At 69.3% G+C, this 24,368-nt stretch carries 21 protein-coding genes; 10 read left to right on the top strand and 11 right to left on the bottom strand.

Going from position 1 to position 24,368, the window contains the following annotated elements; translation table 11 throughout:
• Positions 1 to 40: 40 nt before the first annotated feature.
• Together ACFZDA_RS10715 and ACFZDA_RS10710 are read right to left on the bottom strand one after the other, a co-directional pair.
• Entirely contained in the window at positions 41 to 772 is a 732-nt protein-coding gene (locus ACFZDA_RS10715) for a TetR family transcriptional regulator (RefSeq protein ID WP_391078048.1), read from the bottom strand.
• A gap of 517 nt (positions 773 to 1,289) precedes the next feature.
• Entirely contained in the window at positions 1,290 to 2,288 is a 999-nt protein-coding gene (locus tag ACFZDA_RS10710; RefSeq protein WP_391078046.1) for a sigma-70 family RNA polymerase sigma factor, read from the bottom strand.
• Positions 2,289 to 2,481: 193 nt separating this feature from the next.
• Between ACFZDA_RS10710 and ACFZDA_RS10705 the strand changes: the two genes are divergently transcribed.
• The gene (locus ACFZDA_RS10705; RefSeq protein WP_391078043.1) at positions 2,482 to 3,003 is read left to right on the top strand and encodes a GNAT family N-acetyltransferase; all 522 of its coding nucleotides are present in this window, start codon (positions 2,482 to 2,484) and stop codon (positions 3,001 to 3,003) included.
• 7 nt (positions 3,004 to 3,010) lie between these two features.
• On the opposite strand, the gene ACFZDA_RS10700 is transcribed toward ACFZDA_RS10705, so the two are convergent.
• Entirely contained in the window at positions 3,011 to 3,796 is a 786-nt protein-coding gene (locus ACFZDA_RS10700; RefSeq protein WP_391078040.1) for a dioxygenase, read from the bottom strand.
• A 90-nt stretch (positions 3,797 to 3,886) separates the two neighbouring features.
• Between ACFZDA_RS10700 and ACFZDA_RS10695 the strand changes: the two genes are divergently transcribed.
• On the top strand, positions 3,887 to 4,420 hold the full coding sequence (locus ACFZDA_RS10695; protein WP_391078037.1) for a MarR family transcriptional regulator: 534 nt from the start codon (positions 3,887 to 3,889) through the stop codon (positions 4,418 to 4,420).
• Positions 4,421 to 4,544: 124 nt separating this feature from the next.
• Here the strand turns inward: ACFZDA_RS10695 and ACFZDA_RS10690 are convergent, their stop codons facing one another.
• Positions 4,545 to 6,092 (bottom strand): DHA2 family efflux MFS transporter permease subunit, encoded by a 1,548-nt coding sequence (locus tag ACFZDA_RS10690; RefSeq protein WP_391078034.1) that lies wholly within the window; start codon positions 6,090 to 6,092, stop codon positions 4,545 to 4,547.
• Between the two features lie 147 nt (positions 6,093 to 6,239).
• Positions 6,240 to 6,884, bottom strand: a complete 645-nt coding sequence (locus ACFZDA_RS10685) for a TetR family transcriptional regulator (protein ID WP_391078032.1) — start codon at positions 6,882 to 6,884, stop codon at positions 6,240 to 6,242.
• A 328-nt stretch (positions 6,885 to 7,212) separates the two neighbouring features.
• Here ACFZDA_RS10685 and ACFZDA_RS10680 point away from each other — a divergent pair, with 328 nt between their 5' ends.
• From ACFZDA_RS10680 to ACFZDA_RS10655, 6 genes are all read left to right on the top strand, one after another.
• Entirely contained in the window at positions 7,213 to 8,553 is a 1,341-nt protein-coding gene (locus ACFZDA_RS10680; RefSeq protein WP_391078029.1) for a M6 family metalloprotease domain-containing protein, read from the top strand.
• 163 nt (positions 8,554 to 8,716) lie between these two features.
• Positions 8,717 to 10,405: an IclR family transcriptional regulator C-terminal domain-containing protein gene (locus ACFZDA_RS10675; protein WP_391078026.1), complete on the top strand. Its 1,689-nt coding sequence runs from the start codon at positions 8,717 to 8,719 to the stop codon at positions 10,403 to 10,405.
• 810 nt (positions 10,406 to 11,215) lie between these two features.
• Positions 11,216 to 13,411 (top strand): MMPL family transporter, encoded by a 2,196-nt coding sequence (locus tag ACFZDA_RS10670; protein ID WP_391078023.1) that lies wholly within the window; start codon positions 11,216 to 11,218, stop codon positions 13,409 to 13,411.
• A gap of 89 nt (positions 13,412 to 13,500) precedes the next feature.
• Positions 13,501 to 14,685 carry a histidine kinase gene (locus ACFZDA_RS10665; protein WP_391078020.1) on the top strand — a complete coding sequence of 395 codons (1,185 nt, stop codon included), beginning with the start codon at positions 13,501 to 13,503 and terminating at the stop codon, positions 14,683 to 14,685.
• Positions 14,686 to 14,705: 20 nt separating this feature from the next.
• Positions 14,706 to 15,383 (top strand): response regulator, encoded by a 678-nt coding sequence (locus ACFZDA_RS10660; RefSeq protein ID WP_391078017.1) that lies wholly within the window; start codon positions 14,706 to 14,708, stop codon positions 15,381 to 15,383.
• Positions 15,384 to 15,680: 297 nt separating this feature from the next.
• Complete coding sequence (locus tag ACFZDA_RS10655) at positions 15,681 to 15,860, top strand: limonene-1,2-epoxide hydrolase family protein (RefSeq protein ID WP_391078014.1); 180 nt, start codon at positions 15,681 to 15,683, stop codon at positions 15,858 to 15,860.
• Positions 15,861 to 15,963: 103 nt separating this feature from the next.
• Here the strand turns inward: ACFZDA_RS10655 and ACFZDA_RS10650 are convergent, their stop codons facing one another.
• The 5 genes from ACFZDA_RS10650 to ACFZDA_RS10630 all read right to left on the bottom strand — a co-directional run bounded on the left by ACFZDA_RS10650 (position 15,964) and on the right by ACFZDA_RS10630 (position 21,322).
• Positions 15,964 to 16,902: a DUF6807 family protein gene (locus ACFZDA_RS10650; protein ID WP_391078011.1), complete on the bottom strand. Its 939-nt coding sequence runs from the start codon at positions 16,900 to 16,902 to the stop codon at positions 15,964 to 15,966.
• The gene (locus ACFZDA_RS10645; protein WP_391078008.1) at positions 16,899 to 18,014 is read right to left on the bottom strand and encodes a Gfo/Idh/MocA family oxidoreductase; all 1,116 of its coding nucleotides are present in this window, start codon (positions 18,012 to 18,014) and stop codon (positions 16,899 to 16,901) included. The genes ACFZDA_RS10650 and ACFZDA_RS10645 overlap by 4 nt, the downstream gene beginning before the upstream one ends.
• Positions 18,015 to 18,106: 92 nt before the next feature.
• The gene (locus tag ACFZDA_RS10640; RefSeq protein WP_391078006.1) at positions 18,107 to 19,411 is read right to left on the bottom strand and encodes an extracellular solute-binding protein; all 1,305 of its coding nucleotides are present in this window, start codon (positions 19,409 to 19,411) and stop codon (positions 18,107 to 18,109) included.
• Positions 19,412 to 19,512: 101 nt separating this feature from the next.
• Entirely contained in the window at positions 19,513 to 20,409 is an 897-nt protein-coding gene (locus ACFZDA_RS10635) for an ABC transporter permease subunit (protein ID WP_391078004.1), read from the bottom strand.
• Positions 20,402 to 21,322, bottom strand: a complete 921-nt coding sequence (locus ACFZDA_RS10630) for an ABC transporter permease subunit (protein ID WP_391078002.1) — start codon at positions 21,320 to 21,322, stop codon at positions 20,402 to 20,404. Before ACFZDA_RS10630 ends, ACFZDA_RS10635 begins: the two co-directional genes overlap by 8 nt.
• 184 nt (positions 21,323 to 21,506) lie before the next feature.
• Between ACFZDA_RS10630 and ACFZDA_RS10625 the strand changes: the two genes are divergently transcribed.
• Complete coding sequence (locus ACFZDA_RS10625) at positions 21,507 to 22,541, top strand: substrate-binding domain-containing protein (RefSeq protein ID WP_391077999.1); 1,035 nt, start codon at positions 21,507 to 21,509, stop codon at positions 22,539 to 22,541.
• 339 nt (positions 22,542 to 22,880) lie between these two features.
• Here ACFZDA_RS10625 and ACFZDA_RS10620 read toward each other — a convergent pair whose 3' ends face one another.
• Positions 22,881 to 23,591 (bottom strand): cupin domain-containing protein, encoded by a 711-nt coding sequence (locus ACFZDA_RS10620; RefSeq protein WP_391077996.1) that lies wholly within the window; start codon positions 23,589 to 23,591, stop codon positions 22,881 to 22,883.
• A gap of 130 nt (positions 23,592 to 23,721) precedes the next feature.
• Here ACFZDA_RS10620 and ACFZDA_RS10615 point away from each other — a divergent pair, with 130 nt between their 5' ends.
• Positions 23,722 to 24,366: a GDSL-type esterase/lipase family protein gene (locus ACFZDA_RS10615; RefSeq protein ID WP_391077994.1), complete on the top strand. Its 645-nt coding sequence runs from the start codon at positions 23,722 to 23,724 to the stop codon at positions 24,364 to 24,366.
• Positions 24,367 to 24,368 lie beyond the last annotated feature (2 nt).

The following is a 24,368-nucleotide window of genomic DNA, read 5'->3' as shown; positions in this document are numbered from 1 at the left end:
AGCCCCGCCCCGCTCGACGCCGTCAGGTCTCCCAGGGAAGTCAGGCTTCCCAGGGGAAGTCCCGCAGCGCGCCCAGGTTCCGCAGCGCGAGTTCCGCCGGGCTGCCCGGGCCCTCCACCGGGCCGTCTCCCTCCGCCCAGCCCTCCAGGGCCGTGCGCACGGCGGCGCTCGCGACGGCGGCGGTGAAGCGCGGCTCGGGGGCGGTGAAGCGCGACTCGGCGGCAGTGACGCGCGGCTCGGGGGCGGCGGCAACGTTGTCGTCGCCGGGCGAAACCCCGGTCCTGGTCCCCCGTTCCGCCAGTACCTCCCCCAGCGTTCGTTCCGACGCCTGGCACACCTGCGCCCACACCCTGCGCAGGGACGGGTTCGCCTCCGCGAGGCGCAGGAGCGTGCGGACCCACTCCCAGGACGACGCCGAGACGCCGGCGCCCGGCGTGAGGGTGTGCCGCACCCCGTGCTCCAGGGCCCGGAGCACGCTCGCGTCGGCGGGGGCGGCGCGTACCGCCTCCACCCAGCGCTGGGCACCGGCCGCGTAGAGCGGGGCGACGGCCTCCTCCTTGGTGGCGAAGTACCGGTAGAAGGTGCGCGGGGCGATGCCCGCTGCCTGGGCGATGTCCTCCGCGCGGGTGGCGCGCAGGCCGTGCCGTACAAAGAGGCCGGCCGCGGCCCGGGCGATCTCCATACGCGTCTCGGCCTTGCGCCGCTGGGTCAGCGAGGCCTGAGGAGAGGTCGGGGTCGAGGCCTCAGGAGGGGTCGGGGTGGTGCTGCTCACGCCCGGCAGGCTATGCCCATGTGACACAATCTGCCATCTGGCGGGCCACCCCGTGGTTCAGGTACGGGGTGGCCCGCCCTTCGCTTCCCCGCTGAGGCGGAAGGCCGGGTTTCCCGCTCACGAAGAGAGCCGGGCCCCGGCGCCCGGGGGGAGGGACGCCGAAGCCCGGCTTTTGGGAGAGTCCCGGCGCCGGGGGGAGTGCGACGGGACTTGGCTCTGGGGGCCAGGGGCGTGGCCCCGGCCCGAACTGGTGGGCCCGGAAGTCTTGTTCCCGGTGCCCCGCGGGTTGAAGCGGCGTTACATCGCCATGTTTGCGCGGTCTTTCGCCACCCGGCGTACGCGGCGGCCCCCGGGCGCACACCGTCCGTCACCCACAGACACTCGGACAACACCCGAGAGCCGTGGGCCGAACGGTACGCCCGGACACCCGTCGGCGGGCACCGGCATCGGCTCACACCGGCACCGGCTCACACCGGCACTGCCGAACACCGGCACCGGCGGACACCGGCGCCCGGCGTCACGCCGCCGCGTCGAACCCGGTGCTGCGCGCCAGCTTCTTCAGCTCCAGCAGCGCGTGCTTCTCGATCTGCCGGATGCGCTCGCGGGTCAGGCCGTGCTCCTTGCCGACCTCGGTCAGCGTGCGCTCCCGGCCGTCCTCGATGCCGTAGCGCATCTTGATGATCGAGGCCGTGCGCTGGTCGAGGCGGCCGATGAGGTCGTCGAGCTCCTCGCTGCGCAGCAGCGTGAGCACCGACTGCTCGGGCGACACCGCAGAGGTGTCCTCCAGGAGGTCGCCGAACTGGGTCTCGCCCTCGTCGTCCACCGACATGTTCAGCGAGACCGGGTCGCGGGCCCAGTCCAGCACGTCGATGACACGCTCCGGGGTCGAGCCGAGCTCGGCGGCGATCTCCGCGGGCTCCGGGTCGCGCCCGTGCTCGCGGTTGAACTCGCGCTGCACCCGACGGATCCGGCCAAGCTCCTCCACGAGGTGGACGGGCAGGCGGATCGTACGGGACTGGTCGGCTATGGAGCGGGTGATGGCCTGGCGGATCCACCACGTCGCGTACGTGGAGAACTTGAAGCCCTTGCGGTAGTCGAACTTCTCGACCGCGCGCACCAAGCCGGCGTTGCCCTCCTGGATCAGGTCCAGCAGGGGCAGACCGCTGCGGGGGTAGCGGCGGGCTACGGCGACGACCAGGCGCAGGTTGGAGCGGATGAAGACGTCCTTGGCCCGCTCCGCGTCGGCGACCAGAGCTTCGAGCTCCTCACGGGTGGCGTCCGCCTTGGTCTCCTCGAACCCGTCGAGGACCTGCCGCGCGAACACACCCGCTTCGATGACCTGGGACAGCTCGACTTCCTTGGCGGCGTCGAGCAGCGGTGTACGCGCGATCTCGTCGAGGTACATGCCGACCAGGTCGCGATCGGCGATCTCGCCGCCATGGGCGCGAACACTGCTTGCCGCGTCGGCCGTCTCGCCGGTGGCGGACTGACGACGGGCGACGGCACGGGTTGCCATGCGTGCTCCCTTGCGATGGTGAGGTCAGCGGGTGGTCCTTCGGACGCTGGACTCCGTCTCCGGGACTCTCCGGACTCTCCTCGGGTGCCCTGCATCCAATGGAAACAACGACTGGAATCAGGACAGAATTCCCAACCTGTCCCCCAATTTTTCGGATCATGCAGTACCCTGTCGGGCCCGATGAGGAGGCGCGGTGCCGACGGAACGTACAGAGGTGCAGGTCAGGCCAGGAGTCGAGGCGGACCTCGAAGCCCTCACGGCCCTCTACAACCACTACGTACGTGAGACGGCGATCACATTCGATACCGCGATCTTCACTCCGGAGGAGCGCCGTCCTTGGCTGCTCTCCCACCCTGTAGACGGACCGTACCGTCTGATGGTTGCCACGGACGCGGACTCACAGGAGATTCTGGGCTACGCCACGTCCAGCCCCTTCCGGGCGAAGCCCGCCTACGTGACCTCCGTGGAGACGACGGTGTACGTCGCCCCGCACGCCGGGCGCCGCGGCGTCGGCACCCTCCTCTACAAGGCCCTCTTCGAGGCCCTGTCCGGCGAGGACCTGCACCGCGCCTACGCGGGCATCGCGCAGCCGAACGAGGCGTCGGCCCGGCTGCACGAGCGCTTCGGCTTCCGGTACGTCGGCACGTACCGGGAGGTCGGCCGCAAGTTCGGCCGCTACTGGGACGTGGCCTGGTACGAGAAGGACCTCGTGTAGCCCGGCCTCAGCCGAACTGCACCGACCGTTTCGCCAGCCCCATCCAGAAGCCGTCGATCACCGACTTCTGCGCGTCCAGCTCACCGGCGGCGTCGGCCGCGCCCATGGTCACGAACAGCGGGGCGAAGTGCTCCGTGCGCGGGTGCGCGAGCTGCCCCGCGGGCGACTTGCGGGTGAAGTCCAGCAGGGCGTCCACGTCCCGCCCCTCCAGCGCCCGCCGGCCCCAGTCGTCGAACTCCGCCGACCAGGCGGGGATGCCGCCCTGCCGGAGCGCGGCCAGGTTGTGGGTGAAGAAGCCGGAGCCGACGATGAGCACGCCCTCGTCCCGCAGCGGGGCGAGCCTGCGGCCGATCTCCATGAGCCGGACCGGGTCGAGCGTCGGCATGGACACCTGGAGGACCGGGATGTCGGCCTCCGGGTACATCTCGACCAGCGGGACGTACGCGCCGTGGTCGAGGCCCCGGTCGGGGACGTCCTGGACGGGAATCCCGGGGGCGCGCAGCAGCTTCCGTACCGACTCGGCGAGCTCCGGTGCGCCGGGGGCCTCGTAGGTCACCCGGTAGTAGTGCTCGGGGAAGCCCCAGAAGTCGTAGACGAGCGGGACGGTCTCGGTGGCGCCGATGGCGAGCGGGGCCTCCTCCCAGTGGGCGGAGACCATCAGGATCGCCCGGGGGCGCGGCAGTCCGGCCGACCAGGCGGCCAGTTCACCGGGCCAGACCGGGTCGTCCGCCAGCGGCGGGGCACCGTGGCTCAGGTACAGAGCGGGCATGCGCTCCTCGGTGGCGGCGGACATGCTGCGGCTCCTTCCAAAACATGGTTCCCTAACAAAACTGTACGGGGCATTTGTTTAAAGTTCAAGGAGGGGCCACGTAGAGTGGAAGACATGAAGGCACCCGCATCCGCACCGACCCCGGGCTCCGTGGCGGAGCCTCCGGAACCGCACTGGCTCACCGACGACGAGCAGCGCGTATGGCGCTCTTTCCTGGAGGGCGCCACCCTCCTCGACGACCACCTCGACCGTCAGCTCCAGCGCGACGCGGGCATGCCGCACGTCTACTACGGCCTTCTGGTCAAGCTCGCCGAGGCGCCGGGACGGCGGCTGCGGATGACGGAGCTCGCCATGCTGGCGAAGATCACCCGTTCCCGCCTCTCGCACGCCATCGCACGCCTGGAGAAGAACGGCTGGGTGCGCCGCGAGGACTGCCCCGACGACAAGCGGGGCCAGTTCGCCGTGCTGACGGACGAGGGCTACGAGGTGCTGCGGCAGACCGCGCCGGGCCATGTGGAGGCCGTACGGCAGGCGGTCTTCGACCGGCTCACCCCGCAACAGCAGAAGTCCCTCGGCGAGATCATGCGGATCATCGCCGAGGGACTTCAGCCGGCCGAAGCCGGTGCGGACCTGCCCTGGCTCCGCTGAGCCCGGGCGGGTCCATTCAATCCGTAGGTACGAGGCGTCCCCTTCCCCGTACCTGCGGAAGGGCCCGAAGGGGTTTTTTCCCTCGACGGCCGTCAGTGGGGGACGGCCGTCGGCGGGAGGGCCGTCAGTGGGCGACGACCGGGATCTGCACCTCGTCCGCCACGCCCTCGCCGGAGCCGGCACCCGTCACGGTGCTGCTGCCGGGACGGCCCGCGTTGACGAAGGTCAGGGCGATTCCGGCGGCCACGACGAGGATGCCGACGGCGAACCAGATGGCGCTCGTGTAGCCCTCGACCATGCCCTTCAGCTGGACCAGCTGCTGCTGGGACCGGCTGCCGGCCCCGGCGATGTGGTCCGCGATGTAGGACGTGGTGGCCGAGGCGGCGATCGTGTTCAGCAGCGCCGTACCGATCGCGCCGCCCACCTGCTGCGAGGTGTTGACCATCGCGGAGGCGACACCGGCGTCCCGCGGCTCCACGCCCTGGGTGGCCATGGACATGGCCGGCATGAACGCCGTACCCATACCGAGGCCGAGCAGCAGCATCGCAGGCAGCAGCAGGGCGGCGTACGAGGAGCCGATCTCCAGCCGGGTCAGCAGCAGCATGCCGAGCGCGGCGACCAGGAAGCCCGGGCCCATCAGCAGGCGCGGCGCGACCCGGGTCATCAGGCGGGTGCCGATCTGGGTCGAGCCCGTGATCATGCCCGCGATCATGGGCAGGAACGCGAACCCGGTCTTGACCGGCGAGTACCCCTTCACGATCTGCAGGTAGTACGTCAGGAAGAGGAACAGACCGAACATCGCGATGATCGCGAGACCGAGGGAGAGGTAGATGCCACCGCGGTTGCGCTCAGTGATCACGCGCAGCGGCAGCAGCGGGGCCTTCACCCTGGACTCGACGGCCACGAAGGTCGCGAGCAGGACGGCCGAGGCCACGAACATGCCGACGGTCACGGAGTCGCTCCAGCCCGAGGACTCGGCGCGGGTGAAGCCGTAGACGAGGGCGACCAGGCCGAGGGTGGACAGGACGACGCCCGGGATGTCGAGCGGGGAGCGGTTGCGGCCGCCCTCCGGCTCACGGATGACGAAGTACGCACCGGCCGCGGCGACGATGGCGAACGGGATGTTCACGAAGAACGTCCAGCGCCAGTCCAGGTACTCGGTGAGGAAGCCGCCCAGGATCAGACCGACGGCACCGCCGCCGCCGGCGATCGCGCCGTAGATGCCGAACGCCTTCGCGCGCTCCTTGGCGTCGGTGAACATCACCGCGAGCAGGGAGAGCGCGGCGGGCGCGAGCAGGGCACCGAAGGCGCCCTGGAGGGCGCGGGCGCCGAACATCATCGCCTCGTTGGTGGCCGCCCCGCCGAGCGCGGAGGCCACGGCGAAGCCGCCGAGCCCGAGCACGAACGCCCGCTTGCGGCCCCACAGGTCGGCTATCCGGCCGCCGAACAGCAGCAGACCGCCGAAGGCGAGCGCGTAGGCCGTGACGACCCACTGCCGGTTGCCGTCGGAGATGCCCAGGTCCTGCTGGGCGGAGGGCAGGGCGATGTTCACGATGGTGGCGTCCAGGACGACCATCAGCTGGGCCAGCGCGATGAAGACGAGCGCTTTCCAGCGGCCGGCGTCCGGCGAGGCCGCCGGAGCGCCGAGTGCCTTTGAGGCTGTTTCAGACATGGGGATACCCACTTCGGGACAAGATGACGGAAAAAATGACGGAAGATGAAAAAAGGTGTCGTTGAGGGACGACTCACCGACCAGCGTCGGCCGCGAGTTCTGCGTGGGGTGACTGGGCTTGCGCCCGGAAGTAATCGGTCCTGCTGCTCAGGCTTGGCGGAGGTCCTCCATGGTCACTGCCGCGCCCGGCAGGGCGGAACGGGCCGGGGCCCGCAGTCCGTCCAGGAACAGCTGAAGATGACGGTGCACGAAGCGGTCGGCACTGAAGCACGGCGTGCCGGCCGGGGGCCGGCTGAGCTGCGCCACGGCGACCATCAGGTCACCGACGCCGACGTCGGCGCGGAGCTGGCCGGCCGCCTTGGCGCGGTTCATGAGCGTCTCGAGGATCCGCTCCACGCGCTCGCGCGCCGCTTCGAGATCGGGGTGGTTCTTGTCGAACGTGCTCGCCACCATCGGGCACAGCGCGCTGATCCGCTCGTCGGCGGAGATGTGCGCGAAGCGCTCCAGGGCCTCGAACGCGTCCCCGGTCTCCGTGAGCGCACGCTCGGCCGCCGCGCCCGTACGGTCCAGTACGGAGCAGACGACCTCGCGCACGAGCGCGTCGCGGTCCGGGAAGTTGCGGTACACCGTGGCGTTGCCGACGCCGGCCCGGCGGGCGATCTCGTCGAGCGGCACCTCGGGGCCGTGCTCGACGAACATCTCCCGGGCGGCGGTGACGATCCGCTCCCGGTTGCGCAGGGCGTCGGCACGGGGCCGGGGCGCCTTGCGCGATGTGGGGGTGGCGGTCTGCACGGCGTACTCCTGGGTGAGGTGGTCTCGGTCTGTACTGAGGCGATCCGGGGAGAGGCTCCCCGTTTCACTCGGACACATGGCTAAACGGGGACCGGGTCCCCGGTATTTCCCGCACCTGGACTTTTCATGAGTGACCTGGCTCACAGATTCGGTGGGGTCGCCTCCTCCCGCGACCGACACGGCCGCCGCCCGCCGCTACTGACGGGAAACCCACGATCGGTCTCCTCCAACGCGCGTCCACCCCACCCCGCGACGCAGGGTGATCCAAAGGGCGCAGCCGGAGACCGGAGGCTGCCGTGGCGCGGGAGGTCCCTTGCAGGTGCCTGGCATGCAGCCACAGCCCGAGCGACCCCGGTCAGACGGCCCGGGGCCGTCCGGACGCCGGATACCCCGGCGGCGCCTGGCCGCTCTCGCCTGCGTGACCGCCCTGACCTTCACGGTCAGCACCTCGGCCGTCTCGGGCCGCCTCGCCCCGGACGCCACCACGGCCGGAGCCGGCCCGATCGCCCCGTCCCACACCTCCGCGCACGGCCCCTGCTTGATCCGCGGCCCCCGCGATATCCAGATGTCCGAGGGCATCCCCACCACCGACGGCTACGCCCGTTCCACCGGCACCGTCCGCGCCCTCACCCTGATGGTCGACTTCTCCGACGCTCCCGGCGAGGGCAAGGCCCTGGACCGCTACCGGGAGTTCTTCCCGCAGACCCGGCACTGGTTCCGCACCAGTTCCTACGGCCGCCTCGACTACCGCCCCGCGGCCCCGATCCGGGAGTGGCTGCGTATGCCGAAGTCCTTCCGCGAGTACGGCATAGAGCGCGGCGCTCCCTTCGACCCCGGCTACCGCGCGCTGGTCCAGGACCTCGTGGCCGCGGCCGACCCGAAGGTGGACTTCCGCGCGTACGACCTGCTGAACGTCCTGGTCACCCCGAACGCGGGCCCCTCCGCCCTCGACACCGTCCTCTCGGTCACCTTCGCCGGCAACCCCGAGGCCCCGACAGCCGACGGCAGACCCGTGGCCAACGCCTCCTTCATCTACTCCCGTCAGGACGACGGCTCCGGCTCCTACGGCCGCACCGGCTACCGCGTCCTCCCCCACGAGAACGGCCACGTCTTCGGCCTGCCCGACCTCTATACCGCGGAGGGCGGGGGCGCGGTCGGCCACTGGGACATCATGAGCGAGGACTGGGGCGCCAACAACGACCTCCTCGGCTGGCACAAGTGGAAACTGGGCTGGCTGGACGCCGCGCAGGTGCACTGCGCATCGGCCTCCGGCACCACGGAGTACGCCCTGACGCCGCTGGCCCGCAGGGGCGGCTCCAAGCTGGTCGTCGTCCCCCTGGACAGCACCACCGGCTACGCCGTCGAACTGCGCACCCGCGCCGGCAACGACGAGGCGGTGTGCCGCCCGGGCGTCCTGATCTACCGGATCGACGCCGCGGTGGACACGGGCATGGGCCCGGTCGCCGTCCAGGACTCCCGCCGCGACAGCGGCGGCTGCACCCGCACACCGAACGTCCACGCGGAACTGTCCGACGCGCCGTTCACGCCCGGGGAGACGTTCCGGGATCCGCGGAGGGGGGTCGTGATCAGGGTGGTGGGGACGGATCGGGCGGGGGACTATCGGGTGCGGGTGACGCGAGGGCCGATAGCGGCGGGTAGTAGCAGGTGAGGGGTGGTTCGGGGAGGAGGTAAGGGGTGGTGTGGGGAGGAGGTATGAGGAGATATGGGGAGGTAAGAGGAGGTGGCGGCCGGCGGGGGCCGATCAGCGCAGGGGCGTCGGGCGACTTCCCGATTACGGTAGGCCCTGCCGCGACCGCCGTACCGGAGAGCCGATGCCAGCGAAGCCCACGAACGACGCCCACGAGGCGGCGCCCCCACGGGCCGACGGAACGGGGGATGCCGGGGCGGGAGCCGTTGGGACGGGAGCCGTTGGGACGGGAGCTGTTGGGGCGGTCGTGCCCGCCGAGGCGGTCACGCCGCTGATCCGCGGCATCACGGTGCTGCGGGAGCTGACCGAGTCGAACGGCACCCTGAGCCTCAGCGCCCTCGAACGCGCCACCGGCCTCGCCCGCTCCACGATCGACCGCATCACGGCCACGCTCGCCCGCATGGACTACGTCCGCGTCGACGGCAGGGACGTGCACCTGGCCCCCCGCCTGATGGAGCTGGGCAACGCCTACCTCTCCGCCCTGCGCCTCCCCGCGCTCCTCTCCGCCCGGGCGGACGCCCTGGCCGACGAACTGGACGAGTCGGTCTCGCTCGCGGTCGCCGACCGCGACGGCATCCGCTTCATCCACCAGGCGACCCGCCGCCGCGCGATGTCGCTGAGCTTCCGCATCGGCGACCTGCTCCCCGCCGAACGCACCGCACCGGGCCCACTGTTCGCGACGGAGTGGACGGACACCGACTGGCAGCACTGGCGGGACCGCAGGGCGTCGGACCCGAGGGACCTGTCCTTCACGGCCGTACCCCCGCGCCAGTACGGAGCGGACCCACGCGACGACAAGGCCTTCGTCAGCCGCACGCGAGAGGCGGCAGCGCACGGCTGGGCCCTGGACGACCAGCTGATCGAACCGGGCTTGGTGGCGGTCTCGGCCCCGGTCCGCTCCCCGCACGCAGGCGACAGCCGGAAGATCGCATGCGTAGCGAGCGTGGTCAGCCACACGAGCCGCCACACAGCGCACGACCTGCGCACCGCCCTGCTCCCGAGGCTGCGCTCGGCGGTGACGGAGATGGAACGCGAACTGCACCGCACGCCACCCCCGGAGCCCGGCCCGCCCCCCTCGAACCTGGCGCTCTGGACGGGCGCGTCCAAGCAACAGCTGGGCCGCGACTTCATCGAATCCCTGGCCCGCGGCCTGACGGTCCTCACGGCCTTCGGCGAGGGCAGGCCGGAGCTGACCCTCACGGAGGTTGCCCAGGCGACGGGCCTGGCCCGGGCGACCGCCCGCCGAGCCCTGATCACCTACGAACACCTGGGCCTGGTGGCGACCCCGAACCCCCGCACCTTCACCCTCACCCCCCGGGTCCTCTCCCTCGGCTTCCCACCCCTCTCCCGCACGTCCCTGCCCGAGATCGCCCAGCCCCACCTGTCCGACCTGACGTCCCGCATCCACGAGTCCACGGCGCTGGCGGTGCTCTCGGACTCGGGCGAGGAGATCCAGTACACGGCCAGGGTGGCGACGAGCCGGGTGATGAGCGTGAACATCACGGTGGGCACACGCCGCCCGGCGCACGCGACGGCACCGGGCCGAGTCCTGCTGGCAGACACACACGACCAGGAACGGCTCGGCTACGCCCTGCTCGACGAGGAACTGGAGGAGGGCCTGCGCTCCCTCGCGGTCCCGATCCGCGACCGTTCCGGACGGGTGGTGGCCGCCCTGAACACCGCGATGCACGCCAGCCGCCGCACCCGACGCGAATGCGTAGCGGACCTGCTCCCCGAACTGACCTCAACTGCCACCCGCATCGAATCGGACCTCCACACCGCGTCCCGCTTCACCCACGTCCCCCTGACCTGACCCCCACACCCACCCGACCCGCCACCGGCCAAAAGAGCATGAGCAGATGACCGTCCTCGACAAGTTCCGCCCAAACGCCAAGGCCGCTCTGGTCACCGGCGGCAGTCGGGGCATCGGTCGGCGCTGGCACGGGCGATGGCTGAGGCGAGAGCCAATGTCGCCGTGACCGCACGCGATCCAGGGCGGACCGAAGAAGCCGTACGGCGGTTGCGCGCGTCAGGGAGCGCGCCATGTCCACCGATACCGAATTTACCGACACCGGGCAAGTGACCGCCATCGTCAACCAGGTCACCGAACGGCTCGGGCCGATCGAGTCCTGGTCAACAACCCGTGCATCAGCAAGGGCAGCACCGCGCTGGACGTCACCGATGAGGAATGGCACCAGGTGCTGGATGTCAACCTCAACGGCGTGTGGCGGTGCGCCCGCAACGTCGGCGTACCTCGCCTCGTCGGCGGCCGTACACCAGCTCACCACGATCGTCACTGTCGCGCCGAGCCGGACGAGGAGATCTGGCAACGCCGGCTCGTCGACGACCTCACATCCCCAGCAGTGGCATCACCTGCGTAATCGACCGCACGGAAGGGACCGTGCTGGTGCGGCGCGTGCCAGCTCCCGAGGATCGTCGAAGCGTCCTGCACATGTCCGATCGGGGCCGTCGACGGCAGACGCTTGCCCCCCTCTCTGCTGCGATCGCAGTAGACGCAAGTGTCTGCCAACGGCCAACGACGAGAGACCGGAGAACTGTGAGTGTTCGAGTGGGCCGTGATCGTCGGCCCGCACGCATGACAGTCCCCTGGAAAGGCTCGTCGATGTCCCCTCTCGCCCGCTGGTGCCACCGGCACCGGCTCGCCGTCGTCCTGGTCTGGGTAGGCCTGTTGCTCGCTCTCGGCGCCGGAGTCGGTGCGGCTGGCAGCGCCTTCGGCAACAGCCCGACCTCGCAGGACACCGACTCGGCCAAGGCGACGGCACTGCTCCAGCAAGCCTCCAACAGTGCGGCGGGCAAGAGCGGCCGGGTGGTCTGGCAGGTGAACGGCGGTGAGGTCACCGAGCCCGCCGCCAAGCAGGTGATGACCCGGACTCTGAGGGAGATAGCCGAGGCACCGGGCGTCGCCGAGGTGACCAGCCCCTACACACCGCTCGGCAAGGGGCAGATCAGCAAGGACGGCCAGACGGCCTACGCCTCGGTCGCATTCGACCGGGAGGTGGAGGACACCCAGGTCGACCACGTGAAGGAAATCGCCACCGGCCCGGAGTCGGGGACCCTGCACATCGCGCTGAACGGGCAGGCGTTCACCGTCAACCCCGCTCCCAACCCAGTCGCCGACGTCATGGGCATCGTCCTCGCCTTCATCGTGCTGCTGTTCGTCTTCCGGGCCGTCTGGGTGGCGGCGCTGCCGATCATCACGGCCATCGTCGGTGTCGGCACCTCCGCGGTCACGGTGATCCTGCTCAGCCACGTCATCACGCTCTCCGACACCACGCTCACCCTGGGTTCGCTGATCGGTCTGGGCGTGGGCATCGACTACGCGCTGTTCATCGTCAACCGGCACCGCACCAACCTCATGGCGGGCATGAGCGTCGCCGAATCGGCAGCCAAGGCCCTCAACACCTCCGGCCGGGCCGTGGTGTTCGCCGGGCTGACCGTCGTCGTCGCGCTGCTGGGCATGCTCACCCTGAACGTCGGCATCATCAACGGCATGGCGATCGGCGCGGCGATCACCGTCACACTGACCGTGCTGGCCGCCATCACCCTGCTCCCGGCGCTGCTCGGCATGTTCGGCCCGCGCGTCCTCAGCCGCAAGGAGCGCCGCGAGGTGTCCGGCTGGACCCGGCCGCGCTCCTCGGGCCGGGCCGGGCTGTGGGGCCGGTGGGCCGAGCGGGTGCAGGCCAGGCCCAAGACGCTGGCCCTCGTCGCCTTGGCCGTGCTCGCGGCGCTCGCGCTGCCGACGCTGTCGCTGCGTCTGGGCGCGTCCGACGACGGCAACCTGCCGACGACCTCGACGAACCGTCAGGCGTACGACATGATCGCCGACGGGTTCGGGCCTGGCTTCAACGGCCCGCTCGTCCTGGCGGTCCAGGCCCCCGACGCCGCGGGCAAGGCCGCCGAGAGGAAACTGGTCACCGCCCTCGAGAAGGTCGACGGAGTCGCCAGTGCCAACTCCGCGCCCATGAAGGACGGACAGACTGTCGGGGTGGTCTCCGTCGTCCCGACGACCTCCCCGCAGTCGGAGGCCACCTCCGACCTGATCCACCACCTGCGTGACGACGTGATCCCGCAAGCCGAGCAGGGCACGTCGATGAAGGTCTACGTGGGAGGCGTCACCGCGAGCAACGACGACTTCGCCTCGGTCCTGATGAGCAAGCTCCCCGTCTTCGTGCTGGTGATCGCCGCGCTCGGCTTCCTGCTGCTGACCATCGCCTTCCGCAGCCTGCTCATCCCGGCGGTCGGCGCACTGCTGAACATCCTCAGCATCGGAGTGGCCTTCGGCGCGATCGTGGTGGTCTTCCAGTACGGCTTCGGTGCCGGACTGCTCGGTCTCGGTGCCGGCGGACCGATCGAGTCGTTCGTGCCGATCCTGGTCGTCGGCATCATGTTCGGCCTCTCCATGGACTACCAGGTCTTCCTCGTCAGCCGCATGCGCGAGGAGTGGGCCCACACCGGCGACGGCCACCGCGCGGTCCGGGTCGGCCAGGCCGAGACCGGCAAGGTCATCGCCGTCGCGGCCACCATCATGGTCTGTGTCTTCGGCTCCTTCGTCTTCGGCGGCATGCGGGTCATCTCCGAGTTCGGCGTCAGCCTCGCGGTGGCAGTCGCTGTGGATGCCCTGCTGATCCGCATGATCGTCGTCCCCGCGCTCATGCACCTGTGCGGACGGGCCAACTGGTGGCTGCCCCGCCGGCTGGACAAGGCCTTGCCCGACGTGTCCGTGGAAGGCCCCGCCGACGAGCCCGCACATCCGCCCTACGCCGTGCGGGAACCGGAGCCCTCCGGCCTGGCCAACTGACCGTCACCACGACGGACCGACATCGCATGCGGGCCGGTGGAAGGGAGTGACCTCGCCTTCCACCAGTCGGCGCTGCTTAGAGTGAGGGAGTGGAACTGCCCATGGTGTGGCGACAGTGGCTGGCCCGTCATGACCGGATCAAGGACGAGCTGCCGGCGGTACCGTTGATCGTGATCGCCGCGGCGGCGACCGCCGCCGTCGGCAAGGACGGCTGGCAGGAGCCTCGTTGGCACGAGGTCGTGTGGACGACGCTGTCGTGCGTGCCGCTGGCCTTCCGAAGCCGCTGGCCCCTGGGCGTCGCCCTCTTCACCCTGGCGGGTGACCTCACGCTGATGGCCGTCGCCTCACACATCTCGCCGGCCCCGGGAGCGAGCCTGATCGCCCTGTACACCCTCGCCCTCCTCGGCAGCCGGCGCACCGCGTGGACGGTCGGGGTAGCCTCGGCCGTGGCGATCACCGGTGTCTACGCCGCCGCCCACTCCGAGTCCCTGGTGGCGGGGGCCAGTCTGTTGCGGTTGGACTTCGCGATCGCGGCCACCGCGCTCGGCCGCACCGTCCGCAGCCGCCGTGAGAACCTCGCGGCGGCCAGGGAACGCGTGGAACACGCCGAACGCACACGGGAGGAAGAGGCCCGGCGCCGGGTCACCGAGGAACGCGTGCGCATCGCGCGCGATCTGCACGACGTGGTCGCCCACCACATCACCCTCGTCAACGCCCAGGCGGGGGTGGCCCACCATCTCATGCGCGCCAACCCGGAACAGGCCTTCGAGGCACTGGCCCACATCAAGGACAACAGCCGCGCCGCCCTCGACGAACTGCGGGCCACCGTCGGCCTGTTGCGTCAACCCGACGACGCGCCGGGCGCGCGGGCACCCATCCCGCGTCTGGCCGATCTCGACACCCTCGTCACCGGTTTCGAGGCGAGCGGGCTGTCCGTGTCGGTGACCCGCACGGGCGGCCCTTCGCCGCTGGCGCCCGCAACCGACCTCACCGCCTACCGCATCATCCAGGAAGCCCTCACCAACACCCACAAGCACGCGTCCGCGTCCCGCGCCTCGGTGGTCCTGGACTACGGCGTGCACTCACTCCGGGTCGCTGTGACGGACGACGGACGCCCGGGCGCACCGAAGGGCGCGGGCACCGGCCACGGACTGATCGGCATGCATGAGCGGGCCACGGCCATCGGCGGTACCGTCACCGCCGGCCCGCGTCCCGAAGGCGGCTTCCAGGTCGTCGCCGAGCTGCCGCTCTCACTCTCCCCTGCACCTGCCTGACCCCCGTGAGGAACCCGCCCATGACCATTCGCGTCCTGCTCGCCGACGACCAGGCCCTGCTCCGCGGCACCTTCCGGCTGCTCATCGACGCACAACCGGACATGGACGTCGTCGCAGAGGCCTCCAACGGGAGGGAGGCAGCCCAACTGGCCCGGTCCAGGCGCGCCGACGTCGTCGTCATGGACATCCGGATGCCCGAGGTCGACGGCATCGAAGCCACCCGGCTGATCGCCCAGGACGAGGACCTGGCCGGAGTCAAGATCCTCGTCCTGACCACCTTCGAGGAGGACGACCTCGTCGTCGAGGCCCTCCGGGCCGGGGCGAGCGGCTTCTTGGGCAAGGGCGTCGAACCGGCACAGCTCCTCGATGCCATCCGCCTCGTGGCCGCAGGCGAGGCGCTGCTCTCCCCGGCAGCCACCAAGGGCCTCATCACCCGGCTCCTCGCCCAGCCCTCACCCGGCGACCTCATCGACCCCCATCGGCTGGCCACGCTGACTCCCCGGGAACGCGAGGTACTGGCACTGGTGGGCACCGGCCTGGCCAACGACGAGATCGCCGAACGCCTCTTCGTCACCCCGGTCACCGTCAAGACCCACGCCAACCGGGCCATGGCCAAACTCGGCGCCCGCGACAGGGCTCAGCTCGTCGTCATCGCCTACGAGACCGGCCTGGTACGCGCGGGAGAGCGGCAAGGCTGAGGCACCGGCCGACCACGACCGGTGCCTGGGTCTCCCGGACCACGCGCCGGAAGGACGCGCGCTGTCGACGCGTGCCCGTCAGCGGGCCGCCGGCCTCACTTCGGCCGAGGCGGCGGCGAGCGCCGCCCCGGCCTTCTTGCGGTAGATGGCGAGTTTCTCGGCGGGGGCGACGATCTGGCGGCAAGCAGGCGAACTGAATCGTCCGTGCGTTCGTCCAGGACATGAACGTCCCCGATCTCGATCTGGACCGGCTCAGCGAGTACTTCGCGGAAGAAGCCTTTTACCACAACATTCCGAATGGAACCCATCGTCGGACGCACCGACACGTTCAGCATCGGCGGACGTGCGATCACCTTCCGGGTCATGGGCGTCTTCGAGGTCACCGGCGGCCTCATCACCGCCTGGCGCGACTACTTCGACTCCGCCGAGCTCGCCGAACTCCCCTCGGTCCTCGGCCGTAGAGCCCGCTCCTACTGAGCGGTGGGTCCTGTTCACCGCGGCACATTGCGAATTGCCGGTGCGGCTGGCAAGCCGGAGTGCCGGACACCCGCCCGGCACTCCGGTCACCACCCCGTGGGGCTCATACGGTTTCACCGGCAGCGACGGACGCGTCGGACCGAGCGAGCACCTCGCGCACCGCTTCGGCGAGCGCGGGAGCCGCGCTCTGGTCGGCGTCGGCGATCCCGACACCGTAGCGGAACCGCACGGTGGAGCCCTGTTCGATGGTCAGCTCCTCGCTGAAGAACGGTGCGGGGTTGAGGCAGGCGAACTCCTCTGTACGGGCGAACCACTGCGGCGGGTGGTTGGGGTTGGCTGCGTCGTCGACCATGAGCACCAGCGACTCGGCGTCCGTCTCGTCGTGGCGGCCCGCGAAAGCCATCCACTGCATGCGCCGCCCGCGGACCTCGTCGCCGCCCAGGCCTTCCGCGGTCACGAACTGACCGCCGGTGAACGACCGTGGCCCCCGCCAGAACAGGCCGCCGTAGCCGGCGTTCTCCCGTCCCTTGGTGGTCGGCGATCCCATGGCGACGTCCGTTCCGGAGACGTTCGTCATCTGCGTCTCGAACGTCAACGCCCAGGCGTCCGGGGAGATCAAGTGCGCCCGCAGCGTCCTGCGTTCCGTGAAGAACAGTGCGCCGGACTGGGTGGTCCAGTCCAGGTCGTGAGCGAAGGTTGCCGTATCGGCGTCTCGGTTCATGGCGGCGATACGGCGGTGGGCCTGGGTTCCGTTGTTCGCCAGCTGGACGTAGAAGCGTCCGTGGATGTACGTGGGGCCGCCCCAGAAGTTCTCCTCGCCTACGTGGGGCAGCGACCATGCGATGCCCTTGTGCCATACGTGGTCGTGGGGGCGGAACAGGCTGACCACCTTGCCGGCACGTGTGCGCAGGGGGTGGATGTAGGGCTTGGGTGACTCCAGTTGGACGGTGTCCGGCTGGTAGACGTAGCGGAACAGCTCGGTGTCGCCGTCTCGGACCGTGACGGAGGCACCGAGGTCGTGGCGGATTGCGAGAGCGTTCATACGAGGGTCTCCTTAACCGGTTCCCAGGGCACGGCGCCGCCGTCCATACTGAGCGTGAACGGGTCGTCGCCGGTCAGTTCCCCTGCGTCAATGGGGACTCCGCGGAAGGCCGAGGCGTATGTCGCCGCGGCGAACTCCAGGGTGCGGCGCGCCTCCGACAGGAAGACGCCGGGTTCCCGACCGGTGTCCCAGGCGTCGAATATGGCCTCGATCTGGACTTTGTGACTGCTCGTGACGTCCGGCTCGTGACCGTCGGCCCAGAGGGCCGCGAGCTCCTCGTGGCCGGGGGCCGGAGTGAATCGCCAGTGCTCCTCGCGGTAGCCGTAGAGGTGCTCGAGTTCGATCGTGGCGTACTCGAAGTCGAAGCGCAGGCGCGATGTCTCCCGCGGGGACAGCAGGGAATTGACCACCGTGGCGAGGGCTCCGCCCTCGAACCGGACGGCGGCGACCGAGACGTCCTCGGTGTCCGTGGGCCGGGACTGGCGGTCGGCGAGTGCCGTGATCCGGGACCAGGGGCCGAGCACCGACAGCATCAGGTCGAACTGATGGATGCCGTGTCCCATGGTGGGGCCTCCTCCTTCGACGTCCCAGCGTCCCCGCCACGGCACGTCGAAGTACTCGTCGGGCCGGTACCAGAGGGTTTCGCAGGTGGCGACCAGTGGTCGGCCCAGTGCGCCGGAGGCGGCCAGTCGGCGCAGGCGTACGGCCGCCGCGCCGTAGCGGTGCTGAAAGACCGTCAGGACCCTGGAGCCGGTCTCTTCCTGCACCGCGGCCAGTTGGTCCATCTCGCGCAGGCTCAGCGCCGTCGGCTTCTCCACCAGAGCGGTGACGCCTGCCTGCATCACCAGGGATGCCAGGGGTGCGTGAGTCTGCGGTGGCGTACAGATGTGCACGAGATCGAACTCGTCGCTCTCCAGCAGGTCCTTCGGGTCACTGAAGACCTGCGACGCGGAGAAGCGGTCGGCGAACTCGGCGGCACGTGTCCGGTCGACATCGGCCACTGCGACCAGCCGTGCACGCGCGGAGAGTTCGGTGAGCGCTTCGGCGTGGGCGTGGGCGATACCGCCGGTGCCGATGATGGCCACGCGGTACGGCGGCCGGGAGCTGGGCATGGGTGTTTCTCTCTCTCGGATTTCCGACTCGCTTTACGCGGGGTCTCCCCGGGGGCCGCGGGAGGGCAGGAGCGACGGGCCCCGGGGAGGGGTCACTTGGCCGCGTCGATCTCGCCCTGGAGTTCCTTGATGAAGGCCTTCGCGGCGGCTTCGGGCGAGGTCTTCCCGAAGTAGACGTCCTGGCTGTAGCGCTGCAGCTCCGGCTCGATGCCGCTGCCGCCGTTGGGGGTCACGACCGGCGACTCACCCGGCGTCACCGCGTTCAGGTAGTCGACCGCCGCCTTGTCGGGCCCTGTCAGGCCGGACTCGAGGTGCTGGAGCATCTTCTTGTTCGCGGGGGTCCCGCGCTCCGTCTTGAGGATGTCGGCGGCCGTCTGGTCGTTGAGCAGGAAGTTGACGAACTCGGCGGCTTCGGCCGGGTGCTTGCTCTGGCTCGATACGGCCCAGTACATGGAGGGCTTGAGGAAGTTCGCCCTGGTGGTGCCGACGTGCGGCATCTGGAGCAGCTTCAGGTGCGCGCCCGTGGCCTGCTGCAGCGCGGTGACCTGCGTGTTGTAGGCCCCGACCATGGCTGTCTTGCCAGTGGCGAAGCTGCCGGCGGTGATCCCGGCGGTCAGGTCCTCGACCATGGTCGAGGCCTTGACGCTGGCCCCGGAGGAGATCAGTTTCTGGCCGTACTTCCACATACCGGCGAGCGCCGCGGGCTTGAGCGAGACGTTGCCGTCCTTGCCGAAGAGGTTGCCGCCCTGCTGACGTGCCCAGTACTTGAGGCTGCCGGCGTCGAAGCCGGGGGCGGTGGACGTGCCGTGGATCTTGCCGCCGCTCTTGTCCGTCAGCTCCTTCGCGACCTTGGTGTAGTCGCCCCAGGTCCACGTCTTGTCGTCGGGGAGGGCAACGCCGTACTTCTTGAACAGGTCGGTGTTCACGACGACGGACATGACGCCGATACCGACGGGAAGCGCGTACTGCGTGCCGTTGATCTGTCCTGTGGAGAGGGCGTTGGCGTCGAACTGCGAGGTGTCGAGGTACTTCTTGGCCTTGCCGAGGTCGTACAGCGCTCCGCGGTCCGCGTACGACGCGAGGTAGAGCTCGTCCATCTGGACCACGTCGGGCGAGTCCTTGGCCGCGGTCGTCGTGGCGAGCGCGTCCCAGTAGCCGTTCCAGTCCTTGTACTGTCCCTTGATCTTGATGTTGGGGTACTTCTTCTCGAATGCCGCGATGGCCTCGTCGGTGAGCTTGGCGCGGGCGTCCGCTCCCCAGTAGGTGAGGCGGAGGGTGACCGGCGTGTCACTGAGCTTGGCAGGGGAGTCGGTGCCGCCCCCGGAGCAGGCGGTCAGCACAAGCGAGAGTGAGGCGACCGCTCCGATCGCGACGCGTCTGAAGGGGCTGGCGTGCATGTTTTTCTCCTGTGCGTGATGTGTGGGTGAGATTGATCGCTGCGGTGCTCCCGAGCGGTCATGACCCGGTGACTCCGCATGTCCGGCTGTAGCCCCCGCAGTTACTTGCCGCCGGTGGTCGCGATGCCTCGCAGCAGGAAGCGCTGTCCGGCGAGGAAGACGAGGAAGACGGGAACGAGCGACACCACGCTCATGGCGAACACCGAGCCCCAGTCGGTCGCGCTCTGCTGGTCGACGAAGGCCCGTAGCGCGAGGGGGGTGGTGTACTTGTCCGGGTCGGTGAGGTAAATGAGCTGGGTGTAGAAGTCGTTCCAGGTCCAGATGAAGGTGAAGATGGCGGTGGTCGCCAGCGCCGGGACCATCAGCGGCAGAATGACGTGAAAGAAGATCCGCGCGTGCCCGGCGCCGTCGATCCGTGCGGCCTCGTCGATCTCGCGCGGGATGCCACGGATGAACTGCACCATCAGGAAGATGAAGAAGGCGTCGGTGGCCAGGAACTTCGGCACGATCAGGGGCAGGAAGGTGTTGACCCAGCCGAGCTGCGAGTACAGGACGTACTGCGGCACGATGATCACGTGGATCGGCAGCATGATCGTGACGAGCATGATGGCGAACCACACCCGCTTCGCCTTGAACTCGAGCCGGGCGAACGCGTAGGCGGCCAGGGAGCAGGCGAGGAGATTGCCGAGGATCGCGCCGGTCACGACGATCACCGAGTTGATCAGGTAGTGGCCGAACGGGTGGGAGAAGGCGCTCCAGCCGTTGCTGTAGTTCTCCACCCGCAGGTGCGTCAGGGCGAGCCCGGCGTTGCGGAAGATCTCGCTGTTCGGGCGCAGAGAGCTGACGACCATCCACAGGACGGGGTACAGCATCATCAGGCCACAGGCGACGAGCAGGACGTGCTTGAGGAGCGCGCGGATCCTGCGCTTTCCGCGGCGCGCTGCGTGCGATCGGGCTACGGGCAGCAAGCGGGGTACGGCTGCGGCGCGGTCAGTCATCGTAAAACACCCAGTACTTTGAGGCCCAGAAGTTGACGGCGGTGAAGACCGCGACGATGAGGAGCAGGAGCCACGCGAGCGCGGACGCGTACCCCATGTCGAAGTGGCCGAACCCGCGCTGGTAGAGGTACAGCGAGTAGAAGAGGGTGGAGTCGGCGGGGCCTCCGGTGCCGCCCGAGACCACGAAGGCCTGGGTGAACGTCTGGAAGGCGTGGATGATCTGCAGCACCAGGTTGAAGAAGATGATCGGTGTCAGCATCGGAATCGTGATGCTGCGGAACTGACGCCAGCGCTTCGCACCGTCGACGGAAGCCGCCTCGTAGAGGGAGGTCGGGATCTGGCGCAGGCCGGCGAGAAAGATGACCATGGGAGCCCCGAACGTCCAGACGTTCAGGACAATGAGGGTCGACAACGCGGTTCCGGGCTCGGAGACCCAGCCCTGTCCATGGATACCGAACAGGCCGAGGCCCTTGTTCACTAGACCAGTGGTGCCGAAGACCGTGCGCCACAGCACCGCGATCGCGACGCTGCCGCCGATCAGCGAGGGCAGGTAGAAGATGGAGCGGTAGAAGGCAAGGCCCCTCACTCCCTTGTCCATCAGCAGCGCGAGCCCCAGGGCCAGCGCGAGTTGCAGCGGGACAGAGACCAGGACGTAGGTGAACGTCACCTGGAGCGACTGATGCAGACGCTCGTCGTGGAGCATCCGCGTCCAGTTGTCGGGTCCCGTGAACTGCGGCGGCTGCAGCAGGTTGTACTTGGTGAAGCTGAGGTAGAGCGAGGCCAGCATCGGGCCGAGAGTGATCCCGAACAGCCCGACGAACCAAGGCAGAAGAAAGAAGAACGCCGCCTTGTTCTGCTGTCGCCATCCCCGTTGGGACCCGCGTAGTCGGCGTAGTTCGTTGATGGAGCTCACGGCACTGCTCCCTTGAGCGGCGGCATCGGAAACACAGTGGTGCGGGACCGTACCGGGCCCGCCCGCCCAAAAAAGTGATCGTTCACCCTGTGGGTTGCGAGGACCATAGTGAACGATCACTTTTTCCGTCAAGAGTGTGTACTCTCTGACTTCCGGAAGGTTGGCAGAAGGTGGGGGCAAGAGGATGGACGGCGCTGACACGGCGCGACGACGGCCGACGATCACAGACGTTGCGCGGCTCGCCGGGGTATCACCCCAGACGGTGTCGCGGTACCTGCGGTTCAACGGCGGACTGAAGCCCACGACCATGGAGCGCGTGGAGAAAGCGATCCGCGAACTGGATTACCGTCCCAACCTGGTGGCGCGGTCCATGCGCACGCGCAAGACCGGCAGGCTGGCGATAGTCATGCCCGCCATGGCCTTCAACCCCTCACGCATGCTGGCGGGAGCCAGCGCGACGGCACAGGCCGCAGGATACTTCGTGGACGTCGTGAGCGCCGGGGGTGGCGTACGGGCACGGAGTGACCGTTTGCTGGAGCTCGCCGACTCGGGACAGTTCGAGGGCATCCTCTCCCTCGCCCCCGTACTCCCCTCGGTGGAGAACCAATTGCACCAGAGGACGACCGTGGTGATCTCGGCCGACTTCGACGACGAGATGCGCGGCATCGGAGAGTTGGCCGACGCCAAGCCCCTGGCTGAGATGATCGAGCATTTGGCAGCACTTGGCCACACCCGGTTCCTGCATGTGGCCGGCGACGCGCAGTTCGCCTCCGCGCGAGCGCGCAAACAGAGCTATCTGGACACGATCGAACGCCTCGGCCTCGAGTCGGTCGGAGTCTGCGACGGCGACTGGTCCGGCGAGTCCGGCATCGAGGCGATCCGGTCGCTCCCGAGCCGTTCGCGACCGACCGCGGTGATCGCGGCCAACGACCTCGTCGCCGCCGGCGTCGTCCGCGGCGCCCGGGGACGGGGCTGGGACGTGCCGGCCGACATCAGCGTGACCGGCTGGGACAACGTCGGCGTGGGTCAGTTCATGAACCCGTCCCTGACCACCGTCGACGTGGACCTCGAACGGCTCGGCAGCAGGGCCATGGACAAGCTGATCGCGGGTTTGAGGCACACAGCGACCGCGTCAGCCGAGGTATCCCTGTTCCGCGTCATCTGGCGGGAGTCGACGGCCGAGCCGCCTGCGACAGGGCGTCCCAGCCGCAGGCGGTGACCAAGGGCGGGCACCGCCGCCGGAGGAGCGGTCGCGGGGCAGCCGATGTGCTTCCCCCTGCCCGACCGGCCGTCCGGCCGGCTCTGAGGAGCGAGCCGGCGCGGCGGCGTGCGCCACAGGGCCGGAGGTGGCCCTGGCCGGCAAGGCGTACTCCTTCCGCGCGATACGGACCCACCCACGCGAGCACGGTGTCCCGCGAGCCGGCAGACTTCCACGGGTTGGAGCGCGGCAGTCGGTTCGGCAGGTCACCCGCCTTCGACCACGACGCCCACCAGCAGCGCAACGCCGTCGGGCGGTCCATCAACCGCTGAAGCAGTGACGTGACCCGCGGCGCCGGCATCAGTTCTCGTAGACGTCGAGCCGGCCACACATCCCGAACTTCCCACTGATAGCGGGCTGTTGAGATCTCACGACGGCATCGGCGAGGTGGGGACACTCCCCCCGCTCCAGCGAGTCGAGTTGCACCCCGGTGGCCGCGGCGGCGGCCTCGGCGCCCCGGCGCCACCGCTCGCGCCACTCTTCGATACGCGGCCGTACGAGCGCGGCGGCGGCCCGGTGGAACACGGCCAGGGCCTCAGTCCCCTCGGCCTCGCGCAGTACCCGGTAGCCCTCCAGGGCGAGATCCCGCCGGGCCCGGGCGACGCGCTCCTGCTCCTCCTCGGGCGCGTCGGGCGGGATGACGGTGGCGCGTGCGTACGCCTCCGAATCGATCAGATACTCCGGGGGCAGCGTGAGGACGGCGTCTCCCGCCTCCGGCAGCCCGCTGTTCTGCATCAGCACGGTGATCCTCAGATCACCCTCGTTGACCAGCCGGTGGATGGTGCCGGGCGTGAACCAGGCGACCGTGCCGGCCCGGAGCGGGGTGACCTCGTATCCGGATGTGGTCAGCGTCTGCACGGAACCGCGTCCGCCGGTGACGACGTAGGCCTCGGAACACGCCAGGTGCATGTGAGGAGTGCCGCCGCACACCCCGTCGGCGGCAGGCCAGTCGTACACCGACACGTGTGAGATGGCGACGCCCCCAGGCAATCCTGTGTTGGTTGCAGTCATGTGCGCGCGCATTCCATTTCGTGAGACAGTAAGCGATTTCTATTCCTAGTGAATTTACATGAACCTCACGCGCCGGGTCAATATTATGCTTAAAATCGAACCTCGCTGACAGAGCGGCAAGGAGGATGATGTGAACAATGGATTGGCGGGCAAGAGTGTTTACGCGTTCGGCGACAGCATTGTGTACGGACACGTGTATCCGCGCAGTTTTGCGGACATCGTCGCCGAACAGGAGAGCATGACCCTCACCAAGTTCGCCCGAAATGGTGCCACCATCGGCGCCGACCCCCATGCCTCCGGTGGGCAAATACGTGCGCAGGTCGAGGATGCGCCCGACGTCGCGCCCGACTTCGTCATCTTCGACGGAGGCACCAACGATGCGCAGTCGATCTACCGGGATCGGGCGTATGACGTCGGCACCTACACGGAAGAGCTGGAGAGGACATTGAAGACGATGAAGCGGAAATGGCCGACCGCTCGCATCGCGTACGTCGCAGCCCACAAACTCGGCTCGCGGGACTGGGACATTCAGGTGGCTCTGCGCAAGGTAACCTTGCAGGCCTGTCGTCAGTGGGAGGTCGCCATTGCCGACGTTTTCGGGGAGACCGCGTTCGACACCCGCGATGATACTCACCGGGCGAAATACACATTCGACGACCTGGTCGACGGTCTTCCTGGTACAGAGGGATCGGGAACGCACCCCAACGTGGCCGGTATCACCGCATTCTATGTACCGGTGGTAACCGCCGGACTGCAGCAGATTTCGTCACGTTGATC

It is taken from the genome of Streptomyces sp. NPDC007991 (genome assembly GCF_042958445.1).
In the GTDB taxonomy this organism is placed as follows: domain Bacteria; phylum Actinomycetota; class Actinomycetes; order Streptomycetales; family Streptomycetaceae; genus Streptomyces.
The sequence above is the reverse complement of the archived record's forward strand: the minus strand, read 5'-3'. Positions and strand labels throughout refer to the sequence as shown.

What these genes read in the sequence shown, in the direction of transcription:
- ACFZDA_RS10680 (WP_391078029.1), top strand. Translation starts at nt 7,213, where the DNA reads ATGCAGCCACAGCCCGAGCGACCCCGGTCAGACGGCCCGGGGCCGTCC.
- ACFZDA_RS10690 (WP_391078034.1), bottom strand. Translation starts at nt 6,092, where the DNA reads ATGTCTGAAACAGCCTCAAAGGCACTCGGCGCTCCGGCGGCCTCGCCG.
- ACFZDA_RS10660 (WP_391078017.1), top strand. Translation starts at nt 14,706, where the DNA reads ATGACCATTCGCGTCCTGCTCGCCGACGACCAGGCCCTGCTCCGCGGC.
- ACFZDA_RS10675 (WP_391078026.1), top strand. Translation starts at nt 8,717, where the DNA reads ATGCCAGCGAAGCCCACGAACGACGCCCACGAGGCGGCGCCCCCACGG.
- ACFZDA_RS10625 (WP_391077999.1), top strand. Translation starts at nt 21,507, where the DNA reads ATGGACGGCGCTGACACGGCGCGACGACGGCCGACGATCACAGACGTT.
- ACFZDA_RS10640 (WP_391078006.1), bottom strand. Translation starts at nt 19,411, where the DNA reads ATGCACGCCAGCCCCTTCAGACGCGTCGCGATCGGAGCGGTCGCCTCA.
- ACFZDA_RS10695 (WP_391078037.1), top strand. Translation starts at nt 3,887, where the DNA reads ATGAAGGCACCCGCATCCGCACCGACCCCGGGCTCCGTGGCGGAGCCT.
- ACFZDA_RS10635 (WP_391078004.1), bottom strand. Translation starts at nt 20,409, where the DNA reads ATGACTGACCGCGCCGCAGCCGTACCCCGCTTGCTGCCCGTAGCCCGA.
- ACFZDA_RS10645 (WP_391078008.1), bottom strand. Translation starts at nt 18,014, where the DNA reads ATGCCCAGCTCCCGGCCGCCGTACCGCGTGGCCATCATCGGCACCGGC.
- ACFZDA_RS10620 (WP_391077996.1), bottom strand. Translation starts at nt 23,591, where the DNA reads ATGACTGCAACCAACACAGGATTGCCTGGGGGCGTCGCCATCTCACAC.
- ACFZDA_RS10650 (WP_391078011.1), bottom strand. Translation starts at nt 16,902, where the DNA reads ATGAACGCTCTCGCAATCCGCCACGACCTCGGTGCCTCCGTCACGGTC.
- ACFZDA_RS10655 (WP_391078014.1), top strand. Translation starts at nt 15,681, where the DNA reads ATGGAACCCATCGTCGGACGCACCGACACGTTCAGCATCGGCGGACGT.
- ACFZDA_RS10710 (WP_391078046.1), bottom strand. Translation starts at nt 2,288, where the DNA reads ATGGCAACCCGTGCCGTCGCCCGTCGTCAGTCCGCCACCGGCGAGACG.
- ACFZDA_RS10670 (WP_391078023.1), top strand. Translation starts at nt 11,216, where the DNA reads ATGTCCCCTCTCGCCCGCTGGTGCCACCGGCACCGGCTCGCCGTCGTC.
- ACFZDA_RS10700 (WP_391078040.1), bottom strand. Translation starts at nt 3,796, where the DNA reads ATGTCCGCCGCCACCGAGGAGCGCATGCCCGCTCTGTACCTGAGCCAC.